Annotated in this window: 19 protein-coding genes and 1 tRNA gene; 15 read left to right on the top strand and 5 right to left on the bottom strand. The window is 62.2% G+C overall.

Annotation, left to right across the window (positions count from 1 at the left end; all coding sequences use genetic code 11):
* Positions 1 to 253: 253 nt before the first annotated feature.
* From V8J83_RS15595 to V8J83_RS15585, 3 genes are all read right to left on the bottom strand, one after another.
* Positions 254 to 880 carry a hypothetical protein gene (locus tag V8J83_RS15595; protein ID WP_339987357.1) on the bottom strand — a complete coding sequence of 209 codons (627 nt, stop codon included), beginning with the start codon at positions 878 to 880 and terminating at the stop codon, positions 254 to 256.
* 165 nt (positions 881 to 1,045) lie between these two features.
* Positions 1,046 to 1,315 (bottom strand): hypothetical protein, encoded by a 270-nt coding sequence (locus tag V8J83_RS15590; protein ID WP_339987356.1) that lies wholly within the window; start codon positions 1,313 to 1,315, stop codon positions 1,046 to 1,048.
* Positions 1,316 to 1,438: 123 nt separating this feature from the next.
* On the bottom strand, positions 1,439 to 1,708 hold the full coding sequence (locus V8J83_RS15585; RefSeq protein ID WP_339987355.1) for a hypothetical protein: 270 nt from the start codon (positions 1,706 to 1,708) through the stop codon (positions 1,439 to 1,441).
* A 121-nt stretch (positions 1,709 to 1,829) separates the two neighbouring features.
* Here V8J83_RS15585 and V8J83_RS15580 point away from each other — a divergent pair.
* Positions 1,830 to 1,905: transfer RNA gene (locus V8J83_RS15580), tRNA-Trp, on the top strand.
* A gap of 65 nt (positions 1,906 to 1,970) precedes the next feature.
* Here the strand turns inward: V8J83_RS15580 and V8J83_RS15575 are convergent.
* A complete protein-coding gene (locus V8J83_RS15575; protein WP_339987354.1) occupies positions 1,971 to 2,453 on the bottom strand; it encodes a YdcF family protein in 483 nt (160 codons plus the stop codon).
* 51 nt (positions 2,454 to 2,504) lie between these two features.
* On the opposite strand from V8J83_RS15575, the gene secE reads away from it, so the two are divergent.
* The 4 genes from secE (at position 2,505) to V8J83_RS15555 (ending at position 5,842) form a co-directional block, all read left to right on the top strand.
* Positions 2,505 to 2,696: a preprotein translocase subunit SecE gene (secE, locus tag V8J83_RS15570; RefSeq protein WP_339987353.1), complete on the top strand. Its 192-nt coding sequence runs from the start codon at positions 2,505 to 2,507 to the stop codon at positions 2,694 to 2,696.
* A gap of 180 nt (positions 2,697 to 2,876) precedes the next feature.
* Positions 2,877 to 3,410, top strand: coding sequence for a transcription termination/antitermination protein NusG (gene nusG, locus V8J83_RS15565; protein ID WP_339987352.1), 534 nt, complete (start codon positions 2,877 to 2,879; stop codon positions 3,408 to 3,410).
* Between the two features lie 7 nt (positions 3,411 to 3,417).
* Positions 3,418 to 4,599, top strand: coding sequence for a hypothetical protein (locus V8J83_RS15560; RefSeq protein ID WP_339987351.1), 1,182 nt, complete (start codon positions 3,418 to 3,420; stop codon positions 4,597 to 4,599).
* A 7-nt stretch (positions 4,600 to 4,606) separates the two neighbouring features.
* The gene (locus V8J83_RS15555; protein WP_339987350.1) at positions 4,607 to 5,842 is read left to right on the top strand and encodes a hypothetical protein; all 1,236 of its coding nucleotides are present in this window, start codon (positions 4,607 to 4,609) and stop codon (positions 5,840 to 5,842) included.
* A 179-nt stretch (positions 5,843 to 6,021) separates the two neighbouring features.
* On the opposite strand, the gene V8J83_RS15550 is transcribed toward V8J83_RS15555, so the two are convergent.
* Positions 6,022 to 6,246, bottom strand: a complete 225-nt coding sequence (locus V8J83_RS15550) for a hypothetical protein (protein ID WP_339987349.1) — start codon at positions 6,244 to 6,246, stop codon at positions 6,022 to 6,024.
* 98 nt (positions 6,247 to 6,344) lie between these two features.
* Between V8J83_RS15550 and V8J83_RS15545 the strand changes: the two genes are divergently transcribed.
* The 10 genes from V8J83_RS15545 to rpoC all read left to right on the top strand — a co-directional run bounded on the left by V8J83_RS15545 (position 6,345) and on the right by rpoC (position 21,018).
* Positions 6,345 to 7,250: a LysR family transcriptional regulator gene (locus V8J83_RS15545; RefSeq protein ID WP_339987348.1), complete on the top strand. Its 906-nt coding sequence runs from the start codon at positions 6,345 to 6,347 to the stop codon at positions 7,248 to 7,250.
* A 170-nt stretch (positions 7,251 to 7,420) separates the two neighbouring features.
* Positions 7,421 to 7,873: a 50S ribosomal protein L11 gene (rplK, locus tag V8J83_RS15540; protein WP_339987347.1), complete on the top strand. Its 453-nt coding sequence runs from the start codon at positions 7,421 to 7,423 to the stop codon at positions 7,871 to 7,873.
* 4 nt (positions 7,874 to 7,877) lie between these two features.
* Complete coding sequence (gene rplA / locus V8J83_RS15535; RefSeq protein WP_339987346.1) at positions 7,878 to 8,576, top strand: 50S ribosomal protein L1; 699 nt, start codon at positions 7,878 to 7,880, stop codon at positions 8,574 to 8,576.
* 107 nt (positions 8,577 to 8,683) lie between these two features.
* Positions 8,684 to 8,980, top strand: a complete 297-nt coding sequence (locus V8J83_RS15530) for a hypothetical protein (RefSeq protein WP_339987345.1) — start codon at positions 8,684 to 8,686, stop codon at positions 8,978 to 8,980.
* Between the two features lie 272 nt (positions 8,981 to 9,252).
* The gene (locus V8J83_RS15525; protein WP_339987344.1) at positions 9,253 to 10,842 is read left to right on the top strand and encodes a matrixin family metalloprotease; all 1,590 of its coding nucleotides are present in this window, start codon (positions 9,253 to 9,255) and stop codon (positions 10,840 to 10,842) included.
* Between the two features lie 339 nt (positions 10,843 to 11,181).
* Positions 11,182 to 11,694 (top strand): 50S ribosomal protein L10, encoded by a 513-nt coding sequence (gene rplJ, locus V8J83_RS15520; RefSeq protein WP_339987343.1) that lies wholly within the window; start codon positions 11,182 to 11,184, stop codon positions 11,692 to 11,694.
* A gap of 63 nt (positions 11,695 to 11,757) precedes the next feature.
* Complete coding sequence (gene rplL, locus V8J83_RS15515; protein WP_339987342.1) at positions 11,758 to 12,132, top strand: 50S ribosomal protein L7/L12; 375 nt, start codon at positions 11,758 to 11,760, stop codon at positions 12,130 to 12,132.
* Positions 12,133 to 12,376: 244 nt separating this feature from the next.
* Positions 12,377 to 16,534: a DNA-directed RNA polymerase subunit beta gene (rpoB, locus tag V8J83_RS15510; protein WP_339987341.1), complete on the top strand. Its 4,158-nt coding sequence runs from the start codon at positions 12,377 to 12,379 to the stop codon at positions 16,532 to 16,534.
* Positions 16,531 to 16,761 (top strand): hypothetical protein, encoded by a 231-nt coding sequence (locus tag V8J83_RS15505; protein ID WP_339987340.1) that lies wholly within the window; start codon positions 16,531 to 16,533, stop codon positions 16,759 to 16,761. The genes rpoB and V8J83_RS15505 overlap by 4 nt, the downstream gene beginning before the upstream one ends.
* A 30-nt stretch (positions 16,762 to 16,791) precedes the next feature.
* Positions 16,792 to 21,018: a DNA-directed RNA polymerase subunit beta' gene (rpoC, locus tag V8J83_RS15500; RefSeq protein ID WP_339987339.1), complete on the top strand. Its 4,227-nt coding sequence runs from the start codon at positions 16,792 to 16,794 to the stop codon at positions 21,016 to 21,018.
* The last annotated feature ends 71 nt before the right edge of the window (positions 21,019 to 21,089 follow it).

Below are 21,089 nucleotides of genomic sequence, written 5' to 3'. Positions count from 1 at the left end.
GGGGTCAAGCCCCTGTTTCGAAACGGAAAACCCATTCCTGTTAACGAACGCTTAACCACGATCCCCACCCATAACCGCCCCGCCCAAAACAGCGCAGCTGCGAGGACAATCGGAGGTTGGAGGAGGGGCCGGGAGGCTTGCGCCGCTGTCGGGACGGCAGGGCGGTCTATCTTGCAGGAGACGCAAAAAATCCGGGATGCGCGGACGCACCCCGGATCGTACTGGTTACTCGGTGTCTACGAGCAGCGCGTCGTTACGAGTTCAATGCGCTCTCGATGGCGTTGCTGATCTCGGTTTCGTCACCGGAGACCAATGCCACGAAGATCTCAGTGATCTCGGCACCTTCGATCTCATTCAACTCGGCGCTGGTAAAGCCGCGCGCTTCAAGGGCGCTCATCACACGGCGCTCGGCGCTCGATGCGGCGATTTCGATTGCCCCATCGTCGTTGCTGCCGAAGTCGAAGCCAGCGATCACCTGTTGCACGGCGGTCTGGTCTTCACCGGACGCGGCCAGATACAACTCGGTGTATTCACCGTCTGACAGAAGGTCGGCCACGCCGGGCGCCATGCCGTTTTCGGCCAGCGCTTCGACCACGATGGCACGCGTGTCGTCATCACGGGCGGTGTCCACAATGGCGTCTGGACCGTCGGATTGCGTTGCTTCGTAGCCGCGCAGAAGCGACATCACGGCGCTTTCATCTTCGGAGGTCATTGCGATGTAGAGCTCAGCGATCTGAGCGTCGGTCAGCATGTCGATGGTTGCCGCGTCATAGCCCATCGTCGTCAATTCGCTTTCGACCAGGGCATCGGCGCTCGTCTGAGCTGCGACCGGACCCGTCAAGGCAATAGCGGCGGTTGTTGCAAGCATCAGGCGTTTCATAGGAATTCTCCTTATTGTCTTCACGTCCACCACATCATCGCGGCGGTCGGATAGACGACGCAGACCCCCCGTTGGATGTTCCAAATGAATCCGAAGAACTCGGGGAAATATCTAGTAAGTCCCTGAAATGAAATATTAAGTTTTGAGAAATTCGGTTGTCCGGGCCTAGCGGATCAGGCCTTCGCGGCGGAAAACCGCTTCGATGCGGTCTGCCAGACGGCCCATCGACATGTTCCCACGGCGCGCGATCAGGAGGTGGATTTCGCTGATGGCGGAACAGGGCAAAGCGCCATACGGCAGGGTGCGGCTGGAGGCAGGGGCACGGTTCAACACGGTCTGCCGCAATTGATTGCACGAATGGTTGGTGGCCTGCGCCGCGCCTGGCACCAGGGGCAGCGCGAGGGCAAGGGACAGAATCAAAATGAGGGGACGCATGGGACACTCCGCAGCTTTCAATGTGCGGAGCTTACCACAGATTGCGGTTCGAAGCGGGGATTTCGGGAAGAGAGGCTGGCGCGCGGCAGGAGGGCAAGGGCGCGGGCGCGCCAGCCAAAGGGGTCAGCGGATCAGACCCTGCCGCCGGAACACCGCTTCGATGCGGTCCTCAAGTCGCCCGTGCGTGTTGGTCGAGCGCAGCACGATCAGGGAATAGATCTGGCTGATGCCGCCACAGCTCAGCGCATCGTAGGGCAGGTTGCGCAGGGTCAACGGCGCGCGGTTCTCGACGGTCAGCCGAAGCTGGTGACAGCCGTTGGTGTTGGCGGTGGCCATGGCGGGGATCATCGGAAGGGCCATCGCGAGGGACAGGCCAAGGGCAATCTTACGCATCTGAAAAGACTCCAAAAAGGGAACAGCGGGTTTGTATGGTTCGAATATAGGGTCACGCCGGAAATCCGCTGCTCACATCTGGACACGGTTTCGAAATCGGCTTAATCGGTCCCACGGCCATAGGGGTATAGCTCAGTTGGTAGAGCAACGGATTCCAAATCCGTAGGTCGCGGGTTCGAATCCTGCTGCCCCTGCCAGGCCGGTTTTCCCAAAGGAGCGGTGTTGAGGCGGCCCCTGCGTGTCGGTGGCGGCAAGCGTCGTGTCAGCGGATGCGCAGGAGAATGGCCAAAAGCCCCGGCCCCTCGCGCAGCCAGCCCTTGAGTTGCGGCCAGAGGCGGGCCCCGTGGAGCGAAGGCGCGGTGCCGGAGGCGTGCAGGCCAAGCCGTCGCGCGATCAGCCTCGCCCGAGGCAGGTGATACGCGTCAGACACGATCAGAACGCGGTTTGTGCCCAGATCGCGCAGGATCGGCAGGGCAAAGCGCAGGTTTTCAGTTGTGTTCGTGGATTGGTCTTCAAGGTGGATCGCGGAAGCGGGGACATCGGCAGAGCGCAGCAGGTCGGCCATTGCCGAGGCCTCGGACGGCGGGTGGCGCCCCAGCCCGCCGCAGCAGATCACCACGCGACCGGCCCCCGCATGGTAAAGCGACGCGCCATGGGCCACGCGGCGTCGGAGTGTGGGCGAGGGGCCATCGGGCCAGACCGCAGCCCCAAGAACGACGATCGCGGTCATTGTGCCGTCTTGCATGCTGTCTGCCCCATGCGTATATGCCCCTCAACCCAAGCAAGTGGCGCCATCATGACCAATCCGTTCCAGTTCCTCCAGCAGACCCGCTCTGAAATCGCCAAGGTGGTTTGGCCGACGCGGCGCGAGGTGTTGGTGACGACGGCGATGGTCTTCGTGATGGCGGTTCTGGCGGCGATCTTCTTTTTCGGCGTCGATTGGGTGATCCGCACCGCTTTGGAATTGATCCTGACCTCGTTCGGATAGGCGCTGCGTTTCGGGCGTTTTGCGTTTTCGGGGGCCTTGCGTTTTGGGGCCTGCGGCGGTATCGGGCTTCAACTTTCCTGACATGATTATGGTAGAACTGGCCCGAAGGGTCTCTACCGGATGTTCAGGGACCATGTTGGACGGGGTGGCACACGCGCCCCACGCAAAGGGGATAAGGCCATGGCCAAGCGTTGGTATTCGGTGTCGGTTCTTTCGAACTTCGAAAAGCGTATCGCAGAGCAGATTCGCACCGCCGTCGAGGAGAAGGGCCTGCAGGACGTCATCGAAGAGGTTCTGGTTCCCGAAGAGGACGTGATCGAGATCCGCCGGGGCAAGAAGGTCACGGTGCCGCGCCGGTTCATGCCGGGCTACGTACTGGTGCGGATGGAGATGACCGGCGAGGGCTACCACGCGATCAACTCGATCCAGCGGGTGACGGGGTTTCTCGGGCCGCAGGGCCGCCCGATGCCGATGCGCGATGAAGAGGTGAACTCGATCCTCAACCGCGTCGAAGAGGGCGAGGCCGCGCCGCGGTCGACGATCACCTATGAGGTCGGCGAAAAGGTCAAGGTCTCCGACGGTCCGTTCGAGGATTTCGACGGCATGGTCGAGGAAGTGGACGAAGACAACCAGCGCCTGAAGGTGACGGTGTCGATCTTTGGCCGCGCGACCCCGGTGGAGTTGGAATTCACGCAGGTCACCAAGCAGGGCTGATGCGCCCATGGGGATGGTCGAGTTCCGCGCGGCGCTGGATGTGTTGGACGCTCAGCGGGAGGCTGACACGCCCGATGGCGATGTGGTGGTGGAGGCGCTGGCGACGCTGAAGCCCAACCGCACGGCGCTGCTTTCGCGCGATGATCTGACCCGCATGTTTGCGGCGTGTTATTGGGCGCTGGATCGGTTTGCCGAGGCGCGCACGGCAGAGCCGCAAACGCCCGGCTGGCGCGCCCATTGGATTTGCATCGGCCTGATCGAGGCCACGGTGACGGACGATGCCGCCGGGTATCGCGCCGCCACGCAATCGGGCGTGAATCGGTATCTGGCGCTGGGGTTTGACCGGGGCGGCAAGCCACCGGAGCCTGTGAAGCCTGTCCCCCATGTGCCGATGGATTTGGAGGAGGCCACGGGTTTGGTCGCCCCCTATCTGGCGCGGCTGGAGGCCGAGATTGCCGAAAAGCCCTATAGTCACCTGAAACTGGCATGGGATGTGTTCCGCCGCCCGGTTGCGCCGTTTGACGTGGTTTTTGAGCATTGGCTGGCCGATCTGGACGCGCGCGGTGTGGGGACGGGCGACAGCTTGCCCGCGTTGCGAGAGGCGCAGGCGCTGGAGAAGATCGCGCAAGAGGGCCGGCAGGTGGTGGGCTGGCAGACCTGCGAGGATGTGCTGTTGCCGAAGCTGGAGCACCCACACCCGATGGTGGCAGGCTGTGCGGGCAAGCTGGTGGGCTCGCTTTACACGCCTGACATGGATCGGTTTGGCAACACGACGCCGTGGCCTTTGACGAAGATGATGGATCATCTGACCCATGTGCAAGGCTGTCGCCGCGCCGTGGCGGGTGGTTTTGTGGTTGCGTTCGATGAGATGCCTTATCTGGTGGAGGACCTGGGCGACGCGTTTGATCTGGACGCTTGGGTGATGGAAATTCTGGCGCATCCGCTGGGTGAGCCTTACGTGCCGGGCGCGCAGGCGTTCTGGTTTCACGTGCACGAATATTACTGGCGAGATGTGGATTTCATGTTTGGCCTTCTGGATGCAGGCCACGATTGGATAGCGTATATGTGCGCTACCGAAGGGGCTGAGTTGGCGCTTGTGCGCCCGGTTCTGGATCGGATCGTGGCGGGCGAGACCGAGTTGGCCGAGGCCGCCCGGACGTTCATCGCGCGCAAAGAGAAGAGTGGGTAGGGCACGGATGGGCGCGGTTGAGGTTGAGGCAGCACTGGCGGCACTGGATGCCGAAATGGCCAGTCCCGCGCCGGATGCTGCCGCTGTCAGCGCGGCTTTTGGGGCGTTGGAAAATCACCGGCGACCACGCTATCCCGAGGTACACCCGTTCAATGAGGTGATGTTCACGGGTGAGCAGATCCGTGGCATCTTTGCCCATTGCTACGGGGTGCTTGATCGCTGGCCCGATTATCCCGGCGGCGATGAAAACCGGGATGTCTGGCGGCTCCGCTGGCAGGTCAAGACGCTGATCGAAGGGTTTTTCGTGGACCCCCATGGGGACTCCCGCGCGTTTCGGCAGGGATCATTGGACCATGTCAGCGCCTTCAACCGTCCGCTGCCTGATTACGTCTCTGATCCGCACTCGCCGCTGCCCCATTTCCCCCTGGACCTGGAGGAGGCCCGCGCGCTGGCGCTGCCGTATCTGCAGATGCTGGAGGCGCGTCTGGACGACGCGCCGCTGTCGCATCTGCCCCTGTGCTGGAGCGTGAAAGAACACCCCGCCGCGCCGTTCGACGTAATTTTCAACGATTGGATCGCCGATATCGACGCGCTCGGCCTTGGCCTTGGCAACACCGGCGAGGCCCTGCGGCGCGGGTTTGCACTGGCCTCTCTGGCGCAGTCGGGCAGGCAAAAGGTCAGCCGCAAGGCGATGGATCATGAGATCTTGCCGCAATTCGACGATCCGCATCCGCTGATTGCGGGCTGTGCGGGGCGGTTCGTTGGCAGGGTCTACAAGGACACCAAGCGGTCGTTCAACAACGGCACGCCGCAGCCCTTGGCGAACATCCTCGATCATATCGGCGCGCTTGCGACAAACCGCCGTGCCGTGGCGGGGGGCTTTTTGCACGGTCTTGATGACTTCGGGAACAACGTGTTTGTCGATTTGAAGAAAGACCCGCGCCTTGAAGGCTATGATGTGGATGGCTGGGTGATGCGCATCTTCGCGGACCCGGTGCCCGAGGTCCACCTTCCCGGCGCGCAGGGGTTCTGGTTTCCGGTGCATGAGCATTACTGCCTTGACCCGCCGTTCGTGGACAAGATGATCGACGCGGGCCTGACCTGGGAAGCGCTGTTGTGCGCAACAGAGATGCAGGAACCGGTGGACGGGATGGCGGCGGTGTTGCAGCGCCTGGCCGAGGTTGAGGATCGCGGGATCGCGGACCCGGCGCGAAATTGTCTGGAGCGTGTTTATAAAACGTGAAGGCGGAGGGCGTGAGGCCGCAGGCGTGAAAGCGGGGCGCAAATTCCATTTGCCTCCTGTGCGATCCCCCCATTTTGCAAGCCAGTCTTCGGATTGGCCTGCGTGCCCGTCCGTTAAACCCGTGGGAGGCGCGGCATCGCAAGGCGTACTATACGGGCGGCCCGCCTTGGGGCGAGCGCCTAGTAGCGGCCCGCATAGACATACATCATGGCGTGAAAATCGTTCTCGCTGGCGAGCGCGTCCGGGCAATGGTCCATCAGGTTCATGGCGGCGGCGCGGCCCGCGCGCGTCTCATCGGTGTCTTCCGGGGCGCTCATCGGACCGGCCTCGGGCAAGGCGGGGCGGCGGAACCGGGCAAGCAACGGCAGGGCGGGCAACGGCAGGGCGGGCAGGGTCAGGGACATCAGGTGAAGCCTTTCGGGGATGGCGTTGAACTGCCCCCAAGCTAGGCGCGGGTGACGTGGTGCTGGAACTGGCGTTGAAATTGTGCTGCTCTACAAAAATGTTGAGCGAGATTTCCAACTGGTCCGACCTTCGGGTCTTTCTTGTGGTCTATCGCGAGGGGTCGACCCTGGCCGCCGCGAAGGGTCTTGGTGTGGCGCAGCCCACGGTGGCGCGGCGGATTGAGGCGCTGGAACATGCGCTCAAGCTGACGTTGTTCGAGCGCGACACGCGCGGGTTCCATCCCACCGACGCGGCGAAGGCGTTGCTGCCCGGGGCGGAGGCGATGGAAGCGGCGGCGGCGGGGCTGACCGGGATTGCGCAGGGCTTGCACGCGCCGCAGGTCATTCGCATCACCGCCTTCCAGAGGAACTTCAACGATGCCTTCACCGATATCATCGCCGGTTTCCACGCCGATTATCCGGATGTCGAATTCGAGTTTCTGCCCGGGACGCGCAAATACGACCTGATGGCGGGGGAGGCGGATATCGCGCTTCGGCTGACCTTCGGGGGGGACCCGCCCGACCTCATTTCGCGCCGCGTGGGCAAGGCACGCTTCACGCTTTACGGCGCGCCGGCCTATGCCAAGCGGCACGGCCTGCCCGCAACGCCCGAAGATATGGCGGGTCACACCCTGTTTTCGGTGGTGCGCAAGGGCATGGCACCCGTGCTTCATACGTGGTTGCAGCACTACGTGTCGGAGGCCGAGATTTCGCGGACCTACACGGAAATCGGAATGCTCGATGCCGCCGTGCGGGCGGGGCAGGGATTGGCGATCAACAACCTGGGCATGGCGGAAAAGGATGAGGCGGAGGGCCGTTTGATCCGGTGTTTTGATCCACCCGAGGCCTGGGCGGCGGATCATTTGATGCTGATCTCGCCCGAAGCGTGGCGCAGGCCCGAGGTGAAGGCGTTCGCGCGGTTCTTTGCGCCGCGGTATGCGCGGTTGTTTTCGCACCTTCGGTAGGGCGTCAAACGCGGCCTTGCCATTTCACGCCAGAACGCCCATACCCCGCGCGTCCGAGGTATCGGACATTCCAATGTGGGAGGCGAGGGCACCGCGGTGCCCGGACCGGACCACATCGACAAAGGCCAAAGGGCGCGCCCGGCGGCTGTTGCAAAAAGGAGAGGTCAATCATGGCCAAGAAACTTGCTGGCACGATGAAGCTGCAGATCCCTGCAGGTCAAGCCAACCCCAGCCCCCCTGTGGGCCCTGCGCTGGGTCAGCGCGGCATCAACATCATGGAATTCTGCAAGGCGTTCAACGCCAAGACGCAGGAGATGGAACAGGGCGCGCCTTGCCCCACGGTGATCACGTATTACCAGGACAAGTCGTTCGCGATGGACATCAAGACGCCGCCCGCGTCGTATTACCTCAAGAAGGCCGCTGGCCTGAAGCCGGTGGGCAAGCGCAACCGTCCGCGCGGGGCCGAAACGCCCGGTCGCGAAACGGTCGCCACGATCACCGCCAAGCAGCTGCGCGAGATCGCGGAAGCCAAGATGGTGGATCTGTCGGCAAACGACGTGGAAGCCGCAATGCAGATCATCCTTGGCTCGGCCAAGTCGATGGGTATCGAGGTAAAGGGGTAAGACCATGGGAAAAGTGGGAAAGCGCCTGACCGCCGCAACGGCCGCGTTTGAAGGCAAGGAAGATGTGAGTGTCGAAGAGGCCGTGGCGATGGTGAAGGCCAACGCGACTGCGAAGTTCGACGAATCGATTGAAATCGCGATGAACCTCGGTGTCGATCCGCGCCACGCCGACCAGATGGTGCGCGGTACGGTTGACCTGCCCAACGGCACCGGCAAGACGGTCCGTGTGGCCGTGTTCGCCCGTGGCCCCAAGGCCGAAGAGGCGCAGGCCGCCGGTGCGGATATCGTTGGTGCCGAGGACCTGATGGAGACGGTTCAGGGCGGCACGATCGAGTTCGATCGCTGCATCGCCACGCCGGACATGATGCCGATTGTCGGCCGTCTGGGTAAAGTGCTCGGGCCGCGTAACCTGATGCCGAACCCGAAGATCGGCACGGTGACGATGGACGTCAAGGAAGCCGTTGAAGCCGCCAAGGGCGGTCAGGTGCAGTACAAGGCCGAGAAGGCCGGTGTTGTGCACGCGGGCATCGGCAAGGCATCGTTCGATGAGGCCCAACTGGTCGAGAACGTGCGCGCGTTTGTCGAGTCGGTGAACCGGGCCAAGCCGACGGGCGCCAAGGGCACCTACATGAAGAAAATCGCCATTTCGTCGACCATGGGTCGCGGTGTGTCGATCAACGTGGAAAACGCGACCGGCAACTGAGCTGGTACGGGATTTCGGCAAAGCGGCGCGGGGCGAGAGCCTTCGCGCCGTTTTTCTTGCGCGCGCGCGCGGCGGCCTGCAGACTTCGGGTATTGGAGGATATAGACATGTTCAGACTTCCCGTTTTTCTACCTGCTTTCGTGGTTCTGACCGGCTGCTTGCCGATGGCGTCCTACAGCCCGCCCGAAGACTCTGGCCTTGTGCCGGTCCGTGCGTATCCGAGCGCCGGGGATGTCTGTCTCGTGGTCGGCGAAAGCCCGGCAACGCAGGAGTATCTCGACCATACGGCGACCCTCGTGGGCTGCCCGTTGAGTGAAAGTGGGGCGATTGCGGATCGGATCGCGGAGGGCGGCATGCCGGTTGCCATCGCGGGCGAATGGCAGCTGATCTCGATACCGGATTAAGGCGCGGGCGACGGCCTCGATCTCAGGGCCGAGGCGTGACGCCAGATCCGGCGCAGAGGGACGGGACGCCCGCCCTTCGTGTGCCCAAACGTCGATTTCTCGCCGACACCCCCCGTTATTACGCGGCTTTTTGCCGAGGTGGCCATAAAGTTAACGCAGCGCTTCGGTTCCGCCTCATTTTCGCCGCACTGATTGCCAGAAAGTGAACACGAGACAGGGGAGCCGGTGGATCTTTTCAACGTCCACAGGTGTGTCGGAGAAAAGGGACGACGATGTTTGCGCTGAATGGACAGAAATGGGGCCCCTCGGACGGGGGCACGCCCAGTGGCCCGGTGTATTGGGATCCGGGCACGTTTGTCGGGGAGCTGGATTTCGACCGGACCCTGTATTCCGAAGCGGAATTCATTGATGCGCTGGCCCGTGCGTTCCAGACTTGGGAAGACGCGTCGGGCATTGATTTCGAACTGGCCGATGCGGCGAACCCGGCCGATATCACCTTTGCAGCCGGCAATCTGTCTGGCAACACGGTCGGGGTTGCGCAGTTCTCGTTCCGCCAGACGGGGGGGGATTTCGAAGAGTTGACGGCAGCGCGGATCACGTTCGACGACCCGCGCGTGTGGTCGCCCGAAGGTGAGAGCGGCACGGATTTCTACGCAGTCGCGCTACACGAGATCGGCCACGCGATCGGCCTGGGGCATGTGAATGACCCGACCGAGATCATGAACCCGACGATCACAACGGACGAGTTGGGCGACGGCGATCTGGATGGTATCCGGGCGCTCTATGGCCCTGCGCCGGTGTCGGAGCCCGAGCCTGAACCGGAGCCGGAGCCCGAGCCTGAACCGGAGCCGGAGCCTGAACCGGAGCCGGAGCCCGAGCCGGAGCCGGAGCCCGAGCCGGAACCCGAACCTGAGCCCGAGCCGGAACCTGAACCGGAGCCCGAGCCTGAGCCTGAGCCCGAACCTGAGCCCGAGCCGGAACCCGAGCCCGAGCCGGAACCTGAACCGGAGCCCGAGCCGGAACCGGAGCCGGAACCTGAGCCCGAGCCTGAGCCGGAGCCAGAACCCGAGCCGGAACCTGAGCCCGAGCCGGAGCCAGAACCCGAGCCGCCTGTGGAAGACCCGGAGCCTGACGCGGCGCCGGAGCCGGAGGATGAGCCGGAACCCGAGGCTGTGCCGATTGTGATGGAAGACGACGGCGACGACGGCGGGGCCGGTGGCATCGCGGCGCTTCTTGGGATCGGCGTATTGCTGGCCCTGTTCGGCAGCATCGCCGGGCTGTTTGGCGGGGCGCTTGCGGGGCTTGGCCTGTTTGGCGGCGGCGGCGGCGGTGCGGCCGTGGGTACGGCGCTGGCCTTCGGTGAGGTCGATGAGCCGGAAGACGAGGACGGCGAGGACGACGAAGATGCCGCAGACACTGCCGATGCGGCGGAAAGCGACCCGTTTGCCTTCACCAGCTGCCCGGCCTGCGGCGGCGCGGGATGTGCCACATGTGCGCCTGCATTTGAAGAGACGGTTTTGACGGAGGTTTCACCGCCATCGAGCATCGCCCCGAGCCGTGACGCGACCGCGACGCTTGATGAGAGTTTCTTCGGCAGTTCGCTTGCGGGATGCCCATCGTGCGGTGGCGCGGGGTGCAGCACTTGCATGCCGTTCGGCGAAGAGGACGCGGAAGAGGCCGTGCCCGAGATCGCCCCGGCGGATGCGTCGGCGATTGCAATGACGGCGGCATTGGAGGAGTTGGTCGGTCTGCCGCTTGTGCCGTTCCCCGATATCGCGGAGGGCTGCCCGTCCTGCGGTGGCAATGGGTGCCCGAGTTGCGGGTCGGACGAGACGTCCGAGGCGGAGAGTTTCGTGCTCTAGCGCGCTGCACAACCGGCCCGTTGGCAGGGCCGCGCCTGGGGAATGCCCCTTGGCAAATCGCACCAAGCGGTTTAGGGACGCCCTTGCATTGGAGCGTGCGATTCGTCGGGCGCTCTTTTGCGTTTCGTCCGAGACGGTGGGTGGGGGCCATATAGCCCCGATAAATCCTGCCTGAGACGGGATCAGACATGTGTTTCAGGGCTCAGATCCGTTTGAGCGCCCGGGCGTGGTTTGGTTCCGTTGCGATACGGACCGACTAGCGCCGGAGCGATCCGGTAACAACCTGAGCCGGCAGATGCTCCCTCACGATGAGGGGGCCTGCCAAATTGGAGATAACCTGTGGATAGAGCCCAGAAAGAGAAAGTGGTCGAGGAACTCGGCCAGATCTTCGAAAGCTCTGGCGTCGTGGTGGTTGCACACTACCAGGGCCTCACGGTTGCCGAGATGCAGGATCTGCGTGGTCGCGTTCGCGACGCGGGCGGATCCGTGCGTGTCGCCAAGAACAAGCTCGCCAAGATTGCCCTCGAGGGGACGCCTGCCGCCGGCATCGCGGACCTTATGGATGGCATGACCGTTCTTGCCTATTCGGAAGACCCGGTCGCAGCTGCAAAGGCTGCGGACGAGTTCGCCAAGGAGAATGACAAATACGTCATCCTCGGCGGCGCGATGGGCGGAAACGTACTGGACACTGATGGTGTGAAGGCTGTCGCCAAACTGCCGTCCCGCGAGGAGCTCATTGCCTCCATCGCAGGCTGCATCGGCGCCCCTGCCTCCAACATCGCCGGTGCCGTTGGCGCGCCTGCTTCGAATATCGCTTCCATCCTTTCGACCATCGAAGAGAAGGCGGCGTAAGCAAATCGTTGAGACCCGCACCTTGCGGCGTTGGAACACAAACTTACATACGGAACTTGAAAAATGGCTGATCTTAAGAAACTCGCAGAAGAGATTGTTGGTCTGACCCTCCTGGAAGCCCAGGAACTCAAGACCATCCTCAAGGATGAATACGGCATCGAGCCCGCCGCTGGCGGCGCAGTGATGATGGCTGGCCCTGCCGATGGTGGCGGCGCCGCAGCCGAAGAGAAGACCGAATTTGACGTCGTCCTGAAGAACGCCGGCGCACAGAAGATCAACGTGATCAAGGAAGTGCGCGGCATCACCGGTCTTGGCCTGAAAGAAGCCAAGGATCTGGTCGAAGCCGGTGGCAAGATCAAGGAAGGCGTCGACAAAGCCGAAGCCGAAGACATCAAGGGCAAGCTGGAAGCAGCTGGCGCCGAGGTCGAGCTGGCCTGATTGGTCCATCGCGCCGGAAGGTGCGTATTACATATGGCTGGATCCGGAATTTCCGGGTCCAGCTATCGTCGTCTTAGAAAGCGCCTTCGCGTGAGAGGGCTTTTTCTTAGGCGGTGACAAGAGGGTCGGGCTTTGTCGGTGGGACGGCAAACAGATTGATCCGTCACGTCTATTATCTTGCGAGCGCTCCGCCGAGGCCCCGGCGGCGGGAGTGCCGCGCGAGACAGAAAGGTGCGCGACAACCATGGCTCAGACCTACGCAGGCCAGAAACGTATCCGCAAATTTTACGGCAAGATCGAGGAAGTCCTCGCGATGCCGAACCTGATCGAGGTGCAGAAGTCGTCTTACGACCTGTTCCTCAAGTCTGGTGATCAGCCCGAGCCCGCCGATGGCGAAGGCATCAAGGGCGTGTTCCAGTCGGTTTTCCCGATCAAGGATTTCAACGAGACCGCGGTCCTTGAGTTCGTCAAATACGAGCTGGAACAGCCCAAGTTCGACGTTGAGGAGTGCCAACAGCGCGATTTGACCTATGCCGCGCCGCTGAAAGTGACGCTGCGCTTGATCGTGTTCGATATCGACGAAGATACCGGCGCGAAGTCCGTGAAGGACATCAAGGAACAGGACGTGTTCATGGGCGACATGCCCCTGATGACGCCGAACGGGACGTTCATCGTGAACGGCACCGAGCGTGTGATCGTATCGCAGATGCACCGTTCGCCGGGTGTGTTCTTCGACCACGACAAGGGCAAGACGCATTCCTCGGGCAAGTTGTTGTTTGCCTGCCGGATCATTCCGTACCGCGGGTCGTGGCTCGACTTCGAGTTCGACGCCAAGGACATCGTGTTCGCGCGCATCGACCGTCGCCGCAAGCTGCCTGTGACCACCCTGCTTTATGCACTGGGTCTGGATCAGGAAGGCATCATGGATGCCTATTACGACACCGTCACCTTCAAGATGGTCAAGAACAAGGGATGGTCCACCAAGTTCTTCCCCGAGCGTGTGCGGGGCACGCGCCCGGTGTCGGATCTGGTGGATGCGAAAACCGGCGAAGTGATTGCCGAGGCGGGCAAGAAGGTCACGCCGCGCGCGGTCAAGAAGTGGATCGACGAGGGCGACATCGAGAACCTTCTGGTGCCGTTCGACGGTATCGTGGGCCGCTTTGCCGCGAAGGACATCATCAACGAGGAAACCGGCGCGATCTACGTCGAGGCCGGTGATGAGCTGACGTGGGAAGTCGACAAGGAAGGTGAAGTTTCGGGCGGTACGCTCAAAGAGCTGCTGGACGCGGGCATCACCGAGATTCCGGTGCTCGACATCGACAACATCACGGTCGGCCCGTACATGCGCAACACCATGGCGGCGGACAAGAACCTGAACCGTGAAACCGCGCTGATGGACATCTACCGTGTGATGCGTCCGGGCGAGCCGCCCACCGTTGAAGCGGCGTCGAACCTGTTCGATCAGCTGTTCTTCGATGGCGAGCGTTACGACCTTTCGGCCGTGGGTCGCGTGAAGATGAACATGCGTCTCGACCTGGATGCCGAAGACACGATGCGGACGCTGCGCAAGGAAGACATCATCGCCTGTATCAAGGCGCTGGTCGAATTGCGCGACGGGCGTGGCGACATCGACGACATCGACCACCTCGGCAACCGCCGTGTGCGCTCCGTCGGGGAACTGATGGAGAACCAGTACCGCGTGGGTCTGTTGCGCATGGAGCGTGCGATCAAAGAGCGTATGTCCTCGGTCGAGATCGACACGGTGATGCCGCAGGATCTGATCAATGCGAAACCTGCCGCGGCGGCGGTGCGTGAATTCTTCGGCTCCAGCCAGCTGTCGCAGTTCATGGACCAGACCAACCCGCTGTCGGAAGTGACGCACAAACGCCGCCTGTCGGCGCTTGGGCCGGGTGGTCTGACGCGCGAACGCGCGGGGTTTGAGGTGCGCGACGTGCACCCGACGCACTATGGCCGGATGTGCCCGATTGAGACGCCGGAAGGGCCGAACATCGGCCTGATCAACTCGCTTGCGACCTATGCGCGGGTGAACAAGTACGGCTTCATCGAGACGCCGTATCGCCGGGTCGAGGATGCGAAGGTCACGGATGACGTGGTCTACATGTCTGCCACCGAAGAGATGCGGCACACCGTGGCGCAGGCGAACGCGAACCTTGATGACAAGGGCATGTTCGTCAACGACATGGTCAACACGCGGATGTCCGGTGAATACACGCTGAACGCCCGTGAAAGCGTTGACCTTATCGACGTGTCGCCGAAGCAGTTGGTCTCCGTCGCGGCATCGTTGATCCCGTTCCTTGAGAACGACGACGCGAACCGCGCGCTGATGGGATCGAACATGCAACGTCAGGCTGTGCCATTGTTGCAGGCGGATGCCCCCTTCGTGGGCACCGGCATCGAAAGCATCGTGGCGCAGGATAGCGGTGCGGCGATCATGGCCAAGCGTGGCGGTGTCATCGACCAGGTCGATGCGCAGCGTATCGTTGTGCGTGCCACCGAGGATCTGGAATTGGGCGACGCGGGCGTGGACATCTACCGCCTGCGCAAGTTCCAGCGCTCGAACCAGAACACCTGCATCAACCAGCGTCCGCTGGTGAAGGTCGGTGACAAGGTCGGCAAGGGTGAGGTCATCGCGGATGGCCCGTCCACGGATATCGGGGAACTGGCGCTCGGCAAGAACGTCATCGTCGCCTTCATGCCGTGGAACGGGTACAATTACGAGGACTCGATCCTGATCTCCGAGCGTATCGTGAAGGACGACGTCTTCACCTCGATCCACATCGAGGAATTCGAGGTCGCCGCCCGTGACACGAAGCTTGGGCCCGAGGAAATCACCCGCGATATCCCGAATGTCGGTGAGGAAGCTTTGCGCAACCTCGACGAGGCGGGCATCGTGTATATCGGCGCCGAAGTGGGGCCGGGCGACATTCTGGTCGGTAAGATCACGCCGAAGGGTGAAAGCCCGATGACGCCGGAAGAAAAGCTTCTGCGCGCCATCTTTGGTGAAAAGGCCTCTGACGTGCGCGACACGTCGCTGCGCCTGCCGCCCGGTGATTTCGGGACGGTTGTGGAGGTGCGCGTCTTCAACCGCCACGGTGTGGAAAAAGACGAACGTGCGCTTCAGATCGAGCGCGAAGAGGTCGAGCGCCTGGCCCGTGACCGGGACGACGAGTTGGTGATCCTTGAGCGGAACATCTACGCCCGTTTGCGCGGCATGATCGAAGGCAAGGTCGCGGTGAAGGGTCCGAAGGGCGTAAAGTCCAATGCGCCGATCACCGCCGAGCTTCTGGACGAGCAGCTGTCGCGCGGTCAGTGGTGGCAGCTTGCCCTTGAAGACGAGCAGGACGCGGCGCAGGTGGAGGCGTTGAACGAACAGTTCGACGCGCAGAAACGTGCGCTGGATCACCGGTTCGAGGACAAGGTCGAGAAGGTGCGTCGCGGCGACGATCTTCCGCCGGGTGTGATGAAGATGGTCAAGGTCTTCATCGCCGTGAAGCGCAAGCTTCAGCCGGGCGACAAGATGGCCGGCCGTCACGGCAACAAGGGCGTGATTTCGAAGGTGGTCCCGATGGAGGACATGCCGTTCCTTGCGGACGGGACGCCGGTTGATTTCGTGCTGAACCCGCTGGGTGTGCCGTCGCGCATGAACGTGGGTCAGATCCTTGAAACCCACATGGGGTGGGCCGCGCGCGGCCTTGGCCTGAAGATCGACGATGCGCTGGACGAATATCGCCGCTCGGGCGACATGACCCCGGTGCGCGATGCCCTGAAGATCGCCTATGGCGACGAGGTTTACGGAGAGGCATTTGCCGACCGTGACGAGGACTCGTTGCTGGAAGCGGCGGGCAACGTGACCAAAGGTGTCCCGATCGCAACGCCGGTGTTCGACGGTGCGAAAGAGGCCGATGTGAACGATGCGTTGATGCGGGCCGGGTTCTCGGAATCCGGTCAGTCGGATCTGTTCGACGGCCGCACCGGCGAGAAGTTCGCCCGTCAGGTGACGGTGGGTGTGAAATACCTGCTGAAGCTGCACCACCTCGTTGACGACAAGATCCACGCCCGCTCAACCGGGCCGTACTCCCTCGTCACGCAGCAGCCGCTGGGTGGTAAGGCGCAGTTCGGCGGTCAGCGCTTCGGTGAGATGGAGGTCTGGGCGTTGGAAGCGTACGGCGCCGCCTACACCTTGCAGGAAATGCTGACGGTGAAGTCGGATGACGTCGCGGGCCGGACCAAGGTCTACGAAAGCATCGTCAAGGGTGAGGACAACTTCGAGGCCGGCGTGCCGGAATCGTTCAACGTTCTCGTCAAAGAGGTCCGCGGCCTGGGCCTCAACATGGAACTCCTGGATGCGGAGGAAGACGAAGGAGGCATCGCGGCGGAGTGAATTGGCAGCTAGCTTTCTTCGCAATCCTGGCTTTGGCGGCCTTTGCCAACCTGATGAACATGTTGGCACGGTCGCTGAGGCTTCGCATGGAGATGGGCGTCAATCCTTTGGACATAAGGACTTGGTCGCTTGCCTTCTTGTGGAGAGAGCTTCTCGCAACACTCCCCAACTTGTTCGGCTTCATCGCGCTGTTTGCGTTGTTTTTGTTTGCCGTGCGTTTTGGATGACACCTGCTTCGCAGGGGATTGGATACTGATATGAACCAGGAACTGACAAACAACCCGTTCAACCCGCTCACACCGCCTAAGGCGTTTGATGAGATCAAGGTCTCGCTCGCATCGCCCGAGCGGATCCTGTCGTGGTCCTACGGGGAGATCAAAAAGCCCGAGACGATCAACTACCGCACGTTCAAGCCCGAGCGTGATGGCCTGTTCTGTGCCCGTATCTTCGGGCCGATCAAGGATTACGAATGCCTCTGCGGCAAGTATAAGCGGATGAAGTATCGCGGCGTTGTCTGCGAAAAATGCGGTGTGGAAGTCACGCTGCAGAAGGTCCGTCGTGAGCGGATGGGCCACATCGAGTTGGCCGCACCTGTCGCGCACATCTGGTTCCTGAAATCGCTGCCGTCGCGCATCGGCCTGATGCTGGATATGACGCTGCGTGATCTTGAGCGGATCCTGTATTTCGAGAACTACGTGGTGATCGAGCCCGGCCTGACCGACCTGGAATACGGTCAGTTGATGTCGGAAGAAGAGTTCATGGACGCGCAGGATGCCTATGGCTCCGACGCGTTCCAGGCCAATATCGGCGCGGAAGCGATCCGCGAGATGCTGTCCCAGATCGACCTTGATAGTGAGGCGCAGAACCTGCGCGAGGACCTCAAGGAAGCGACCGGTGAGCTGAAGCCGAAGAAGATCATCAAGCGTCTGAAGATCGTTGAATCGTTCCTTGAGTCCGGCAACCGGCCGGAATGGATGGTTCTGACCGTGGTTCCGGTGATTCCGCCAGAGCTGCGCCCGCTGGTGCCGCTGGATGGGGGTCGGTTCGCGACGTCGGACCTCAACGACCTCTATCGCCGCGTGATCAACCGCAACAACCGCCTCAAGCGCCTGATCGAATTGCGCGCGCCGGACATCATCATCCGTAACGAAAAGCGGATGTTGCAGGAATCCGTCGATGCCCTGTTCGACAACGGCCGTCGTGGCCGCGTGATCACGGGGGCCAACAAGCGCCCGCTGAAATCGCTGTCGGACATGCTGAAGGGTAAGCAGGGCCGTTTCCGCCAGAACCTTCTGGGGAAACGCGTCGACTTCTCGGGCCGTTCGGTGATTGTGACGGGTCCGGAGCTGAAGCTGCATCAATGTGGCTTGCCGAAGAAGATGGCGTTGGAGCTGTTCAAGCCGTTCATCTATTCTCGGCTTGAGGCCAAGGGTCTGTCTTCGACCGTGAAGCAGGCCAAGAAGCTGGTCGAAAAGGAACGTCCGGAGGTTTGGGATATCCTCGACGAGGTGATCCGTGAGCATCCGGTCCTTCTGAACCGCGCGCCCACGCTGCACCGTCTTGGCATTCAGGCGTTCGAGCCGGTTCTGATCGAAGGCAAGGCGATCCAGCTTCACCCGCTGGTGTGTTCCGCGTTCAACGCCGACTTCGACGGTGACCAGATGGCCGTTCACGTGCCGCTGAGCCTTGAGGCACAGTTGGAAGCCCGCGTGTTGATGATGTCGACGAACAACGTTCTGTCGCCCGCCAACGGCGCGCCGATCATCGTTCCGTCGCAGGATATGATCCTGGGTCTGTATTACGTCACGCTGCAGCGTGAGGGGATGCAGGGCGAAGGCATGATCTTTGCGGATGTGGACGAAGTGCGTCACGCGCTGGATGCGGGTGAGGTTCACCTGCATTCGAAAATCCACGCCCGCCTTCCGCAGATCGACGAAGAGGGCAACGAGGTCATGGTGCGGTTTGAAACCACGCCGGGCCGTGTGTTGCTTGGCGCGCTTCTGCCGCTCAACGCCAAGGCGCCGTTTGATCTGGTGAACCGTCTTCTGCGGAAGAAAGAGGTGCAGCAGGTCATCGACACCGTCTACCGGTATTGCGGTCAGAAGGAATCGGTCATCTTCTGCGACCAGATCATGACGATGGGCTTCCGCGAAGCGTTCAAGGCGGGCATTTCGTTCGGCAAGGACGACATGGTCATTCCAGAGGACAAGTGGGAATTGGTCGATGACACCCGCGGTCAGGTCAAGGAATTCGAACAGCAGTACATGGATGGCCTGATCACCCAGGGTGAGAAGTACAACAAGGTCATCGATGCCTGGTCGAAAGCCAACGACAAGGTCACGGATGCCATGATGGGCACGATTTCGGCCTCCAAGCGGGACGATGCAGGCGCCGAAATGGAGCCGAACAGCGTTTACATGATGGCCCACTCCGGTGCGCGTGGCTCGGTCACGCAGATGAAGCAGTTGGGCGGCATGCGCGGCCTGATGGCCAAGCCGAACGGTGAAATCATCGAGACGCCGATCATCTCGAACTTCAAGGAAGGTCTGACCGTTCTTGAATACTTCAACTCGACCCACGGCGCCCGGAAGGGTCTGTCGGATACGGCGTTGAAGACGGCGAACTCGGGCTACCTGACGCGGCGTCTTGTGGACGTGGCGCAGGATTGCATCGTGCGGATGGACGATTGCGGCACCGAGAACACGATCAAGGCCGAGGCTGCCGTCAATGACGGTGAGGTCGTGGCGTCGCTGGCCGAGCGTATTCTGGGCCGGACGGCCGGGGAAGACGTGTTGGTGCCCGGCACCGATGAGGTGATCGTTGCCAAGGGCGAGCTGATCGACGAACGCAAGGCCGATGCGGTTGAGCAGGCCGGTGTGACCACGATGCAGATGCGCTCGCCGCTGACCTGTGAAGCGGAAGAGGGTGTCTGCGCGACCTGCTACGGTCGTGACCTGGCGCGCGGCACGAAGGTGAACACCGGCGAGGCCGTGGGCATCATCGCGGCGCAGTCGATTGGTGAGCCGGGCACGCAGCTGACGATGCGGACGTTCCACATCGGCGGCGTGGCCCAGGGTGGCCAGCAGTCGTTCCAGGAAGCCAACGTCGAAGGCAAGATCGAGTTCCGCAACGCCAACCTGCTGGCCAACCGCGACGGCCAGACGGTTGTCATGGGGCGCAACATGCAGTTGGCCATCGTGGATGAGCAGGGCGCAGAGCGCGCCTCGTTCAAGCTGGGATACGGCACCAATGTGCTGGTGAAAGACGGGCAGGACATCGCCCGTGGCGATCGCCTGTTCGAATGGGATCCGTACACCTTGCCGATCATCGCCGAGGCGGCGGGTTCCGCGAAGTTCGTCGATCTGACCGTGGGCATCTCGCTGCGTGATGAGACGGACGATGCGACCGGCATGACCCAGAAGATCGTGTCGGACTGGCGCACCGCGCCCAAGGGCAACGAGCTCAAGCCCGAGATCATCATCGCGGGTGAAGACGGTGAGCCGATGCGCAACGATCAGGGCAACCCGGTCACCTACACGATGTCGGTCGACGCCATTTTGTCCATCGAAGAAGGGCAGAAGGTCGAAGCCGGTGACGTGATCGCGCGGATCCCGCGTGAAGGTGCCAAGACAAAGGACATCACCGGTGGTCTGCCGCGTGTGGCCGAATTGTTCGAAGCCCGTCGTCCCAAGGATCACGCCATCATCGCCGAGCTCGACGGTTATGTGAAATTCGGCCGCGACTTCAAGAACAAGCGCCGCATCAGCATCGTCCCCGCCGACGAGAGCCTTGAGCCGGTCGAATACATGGTGCCCAAGGGCAAGCACATCCCGGTGGCGGAGGGTGATTTCATCCAGAAGGGTGAATACATCATGGACGGCAACCCGGCCCCGCATGACATTCTTGCGGTGATGGGTGTCGAGGCGCTGGCCGATTACATGATCGACGAGGTGCAGGACGTTTACCGCCTTCAGGGTGTGAAGATTAACGACAAGCACATCGAGGTCATCGTACGGCAGATGCTTCAGAAGTGGGAGATCCAGGATTCTGGCGAAACCACGCTTCTGAAGGGCGAGCATGTCGACAAGGCCGAATTCGACGCGGCCAACGAGAAGGCCATCGCCGATGGTCGTCGTCCGGCGCAGGGTGAGCCGATCCTTCTGGGGATCACCAAGGCCTCGCTCCAGACCCGGTCGTTCATCTCGGCAGCGTCGTTCCAGGAAACCACGCGCGTGCTGACCGAGGCATCGGTTCAGGGCAAACGGGATAAGCTGGTCGGCCTGAAGGAAAATGTCATTGTGGGCCGCCTGATCCCGGCGGGCACCGGTGGCGCGACGCAGAAGGTCGAGCGCGTCGCCAAGTCGCGCGACATGGACGTGATCGAGGAGCAGCAGGCGGCGGCGGCACAGGCCGCAGCCCTTGCCGCGCCCGAGGAGGTCGTCGAGGCCGCACCCGAGGCCGCCGAAGGGGATGCGGCGGAGTAAACCGTTCCCCGCGATCAAGATCGAAACGCCCCATCGGAAACGGTGGGGCGCTTTTCTTTGGGCGCGTGGTG

Origin of the sequence: Gymnodinialimonas ulvae (assembly GCF_037543845.1) — a bacterium.
Lineage (GTDB): Bacteria > Pseudomonadota > Alphaproteobacteria > Rhodobacterales > Rhodobacteraceae > Gymnodinialimonas > Gymnodinialimonas ulvae.
This window is presented reverse-complemented; position numbering and strand designations above follow the sequence as displayed.

Coding starts and splice junctions, on each gene's coding strand:
- rplA (WP_339987346.1), top strand. CDS start 7,878: ATGGGAAAAGTGGGAAAGCGCCTGACCGCCGCAACGGCCGCGTTTGAA.
- V8J83_RS15530 (WP_339987345.1), top strand. CDS start 8,684: ATGTTCAGACTTCCCGTTTTTCTACCTGCTTTCGTGGTTCTGACCGGC.
- V8J83_RS15585 (WP_339987355.1), bottom strand. CDS start 1,708: ATGCGTAAGATTGCCCTTGGCCTGTCCCTCGCGATGGCCCTTCCGATG.
- V8J83_RS15550 (WP_339987349.1), bottom strand. CDS start 6,246: ATGTCCCTGACCCTGCCCGCCCTGCCGTTGCCCGCCCTGCCGTTGCTT.
- nusG (WP_339987352.1), top strand. CDS start 2,877: ATGGCCAAGCGTTGGTATTCGGTGTCGGTTCTTTCGAACTTCGAAAAG.
- rpoC (WP_339987339.1), top strand. CDS start 16,792: ATGAACCAGGAACTGACAAACAACCCGTTCAACCCGCTCACACCGCCT.
- rpoB (WP_339987341.1), top strand. CDS start 12,377: ATGGCTCAGACCTACGCAGGCCAGAAACGTATCCGCAAATTTTACGGC.
- V8J83_RS15590 (WP_339987356.1), bottom strand. CDS start 1,315: ATGCGTCCCCTCATTTTGATTCTGTCCCTTGCCCTCGCGCTGCCCCTG.
- rplL (WP_339987342.1), top strand. CDS start 11,758: ATGGCTGATCTTAAGAAACTCGCAGAAGAGATTGTTGGTCTGACCCTC.
- rplK (WP_339987347.1), top strand. CDS start 7,421: ATGGCCAAGAAACTTGCTGGCACGATGAAGCTGCAGATCCCTGCAGGT.
- V8J83_RS15560 (WP_339987351.1), top strand. CDS start 3,418: ATGGGGATGGTCGAGTTCCGCGCGGCGCTGGATGTGTTGGACGCTCAG.
- V8J83_RS15575 (WP_339987354.1), bottom strand. CDS start 2,453: ATGCAAGACGGCACAATGACCGCGATCGTCGTTCTTGGGGCTGCGGTC.
- V8J83_RS15595 (WP_339987357.1), bottom strand. CDS start 880: ATGAAACGCCTGATGCTTGCAACAACCGCCGCTATTGCCTTGACGGGT.
- V8J83_RS15545 (WP_339987348.1), top strand. CDS start 6,345: ATGTTGAGCGAGATTTCCAACTGGTCCGACCTTCGGGTCTTTCTTGTG.
- V8J83_RS15555 (WP_339987350.1), top strand. CDS start 4,607: ATGGGCGCGGTTGAGGTTGAGGCAGCACTGGCGGCACTGGATGCCGAA.
- V8J83_RS15525 (WP_339987344.1), top strand. CDS start 9,253: ATGTTTGCGCTGAATGGACAGAAATGGGGCCCCTCGGACGGGGGCACG.
- secE (WP_339987353.1), top strand. CDS start 2,505: ATGACCAATCCGTTCCAGTTCCTCCAGCAGACCCGCTCTGAAATCGCC.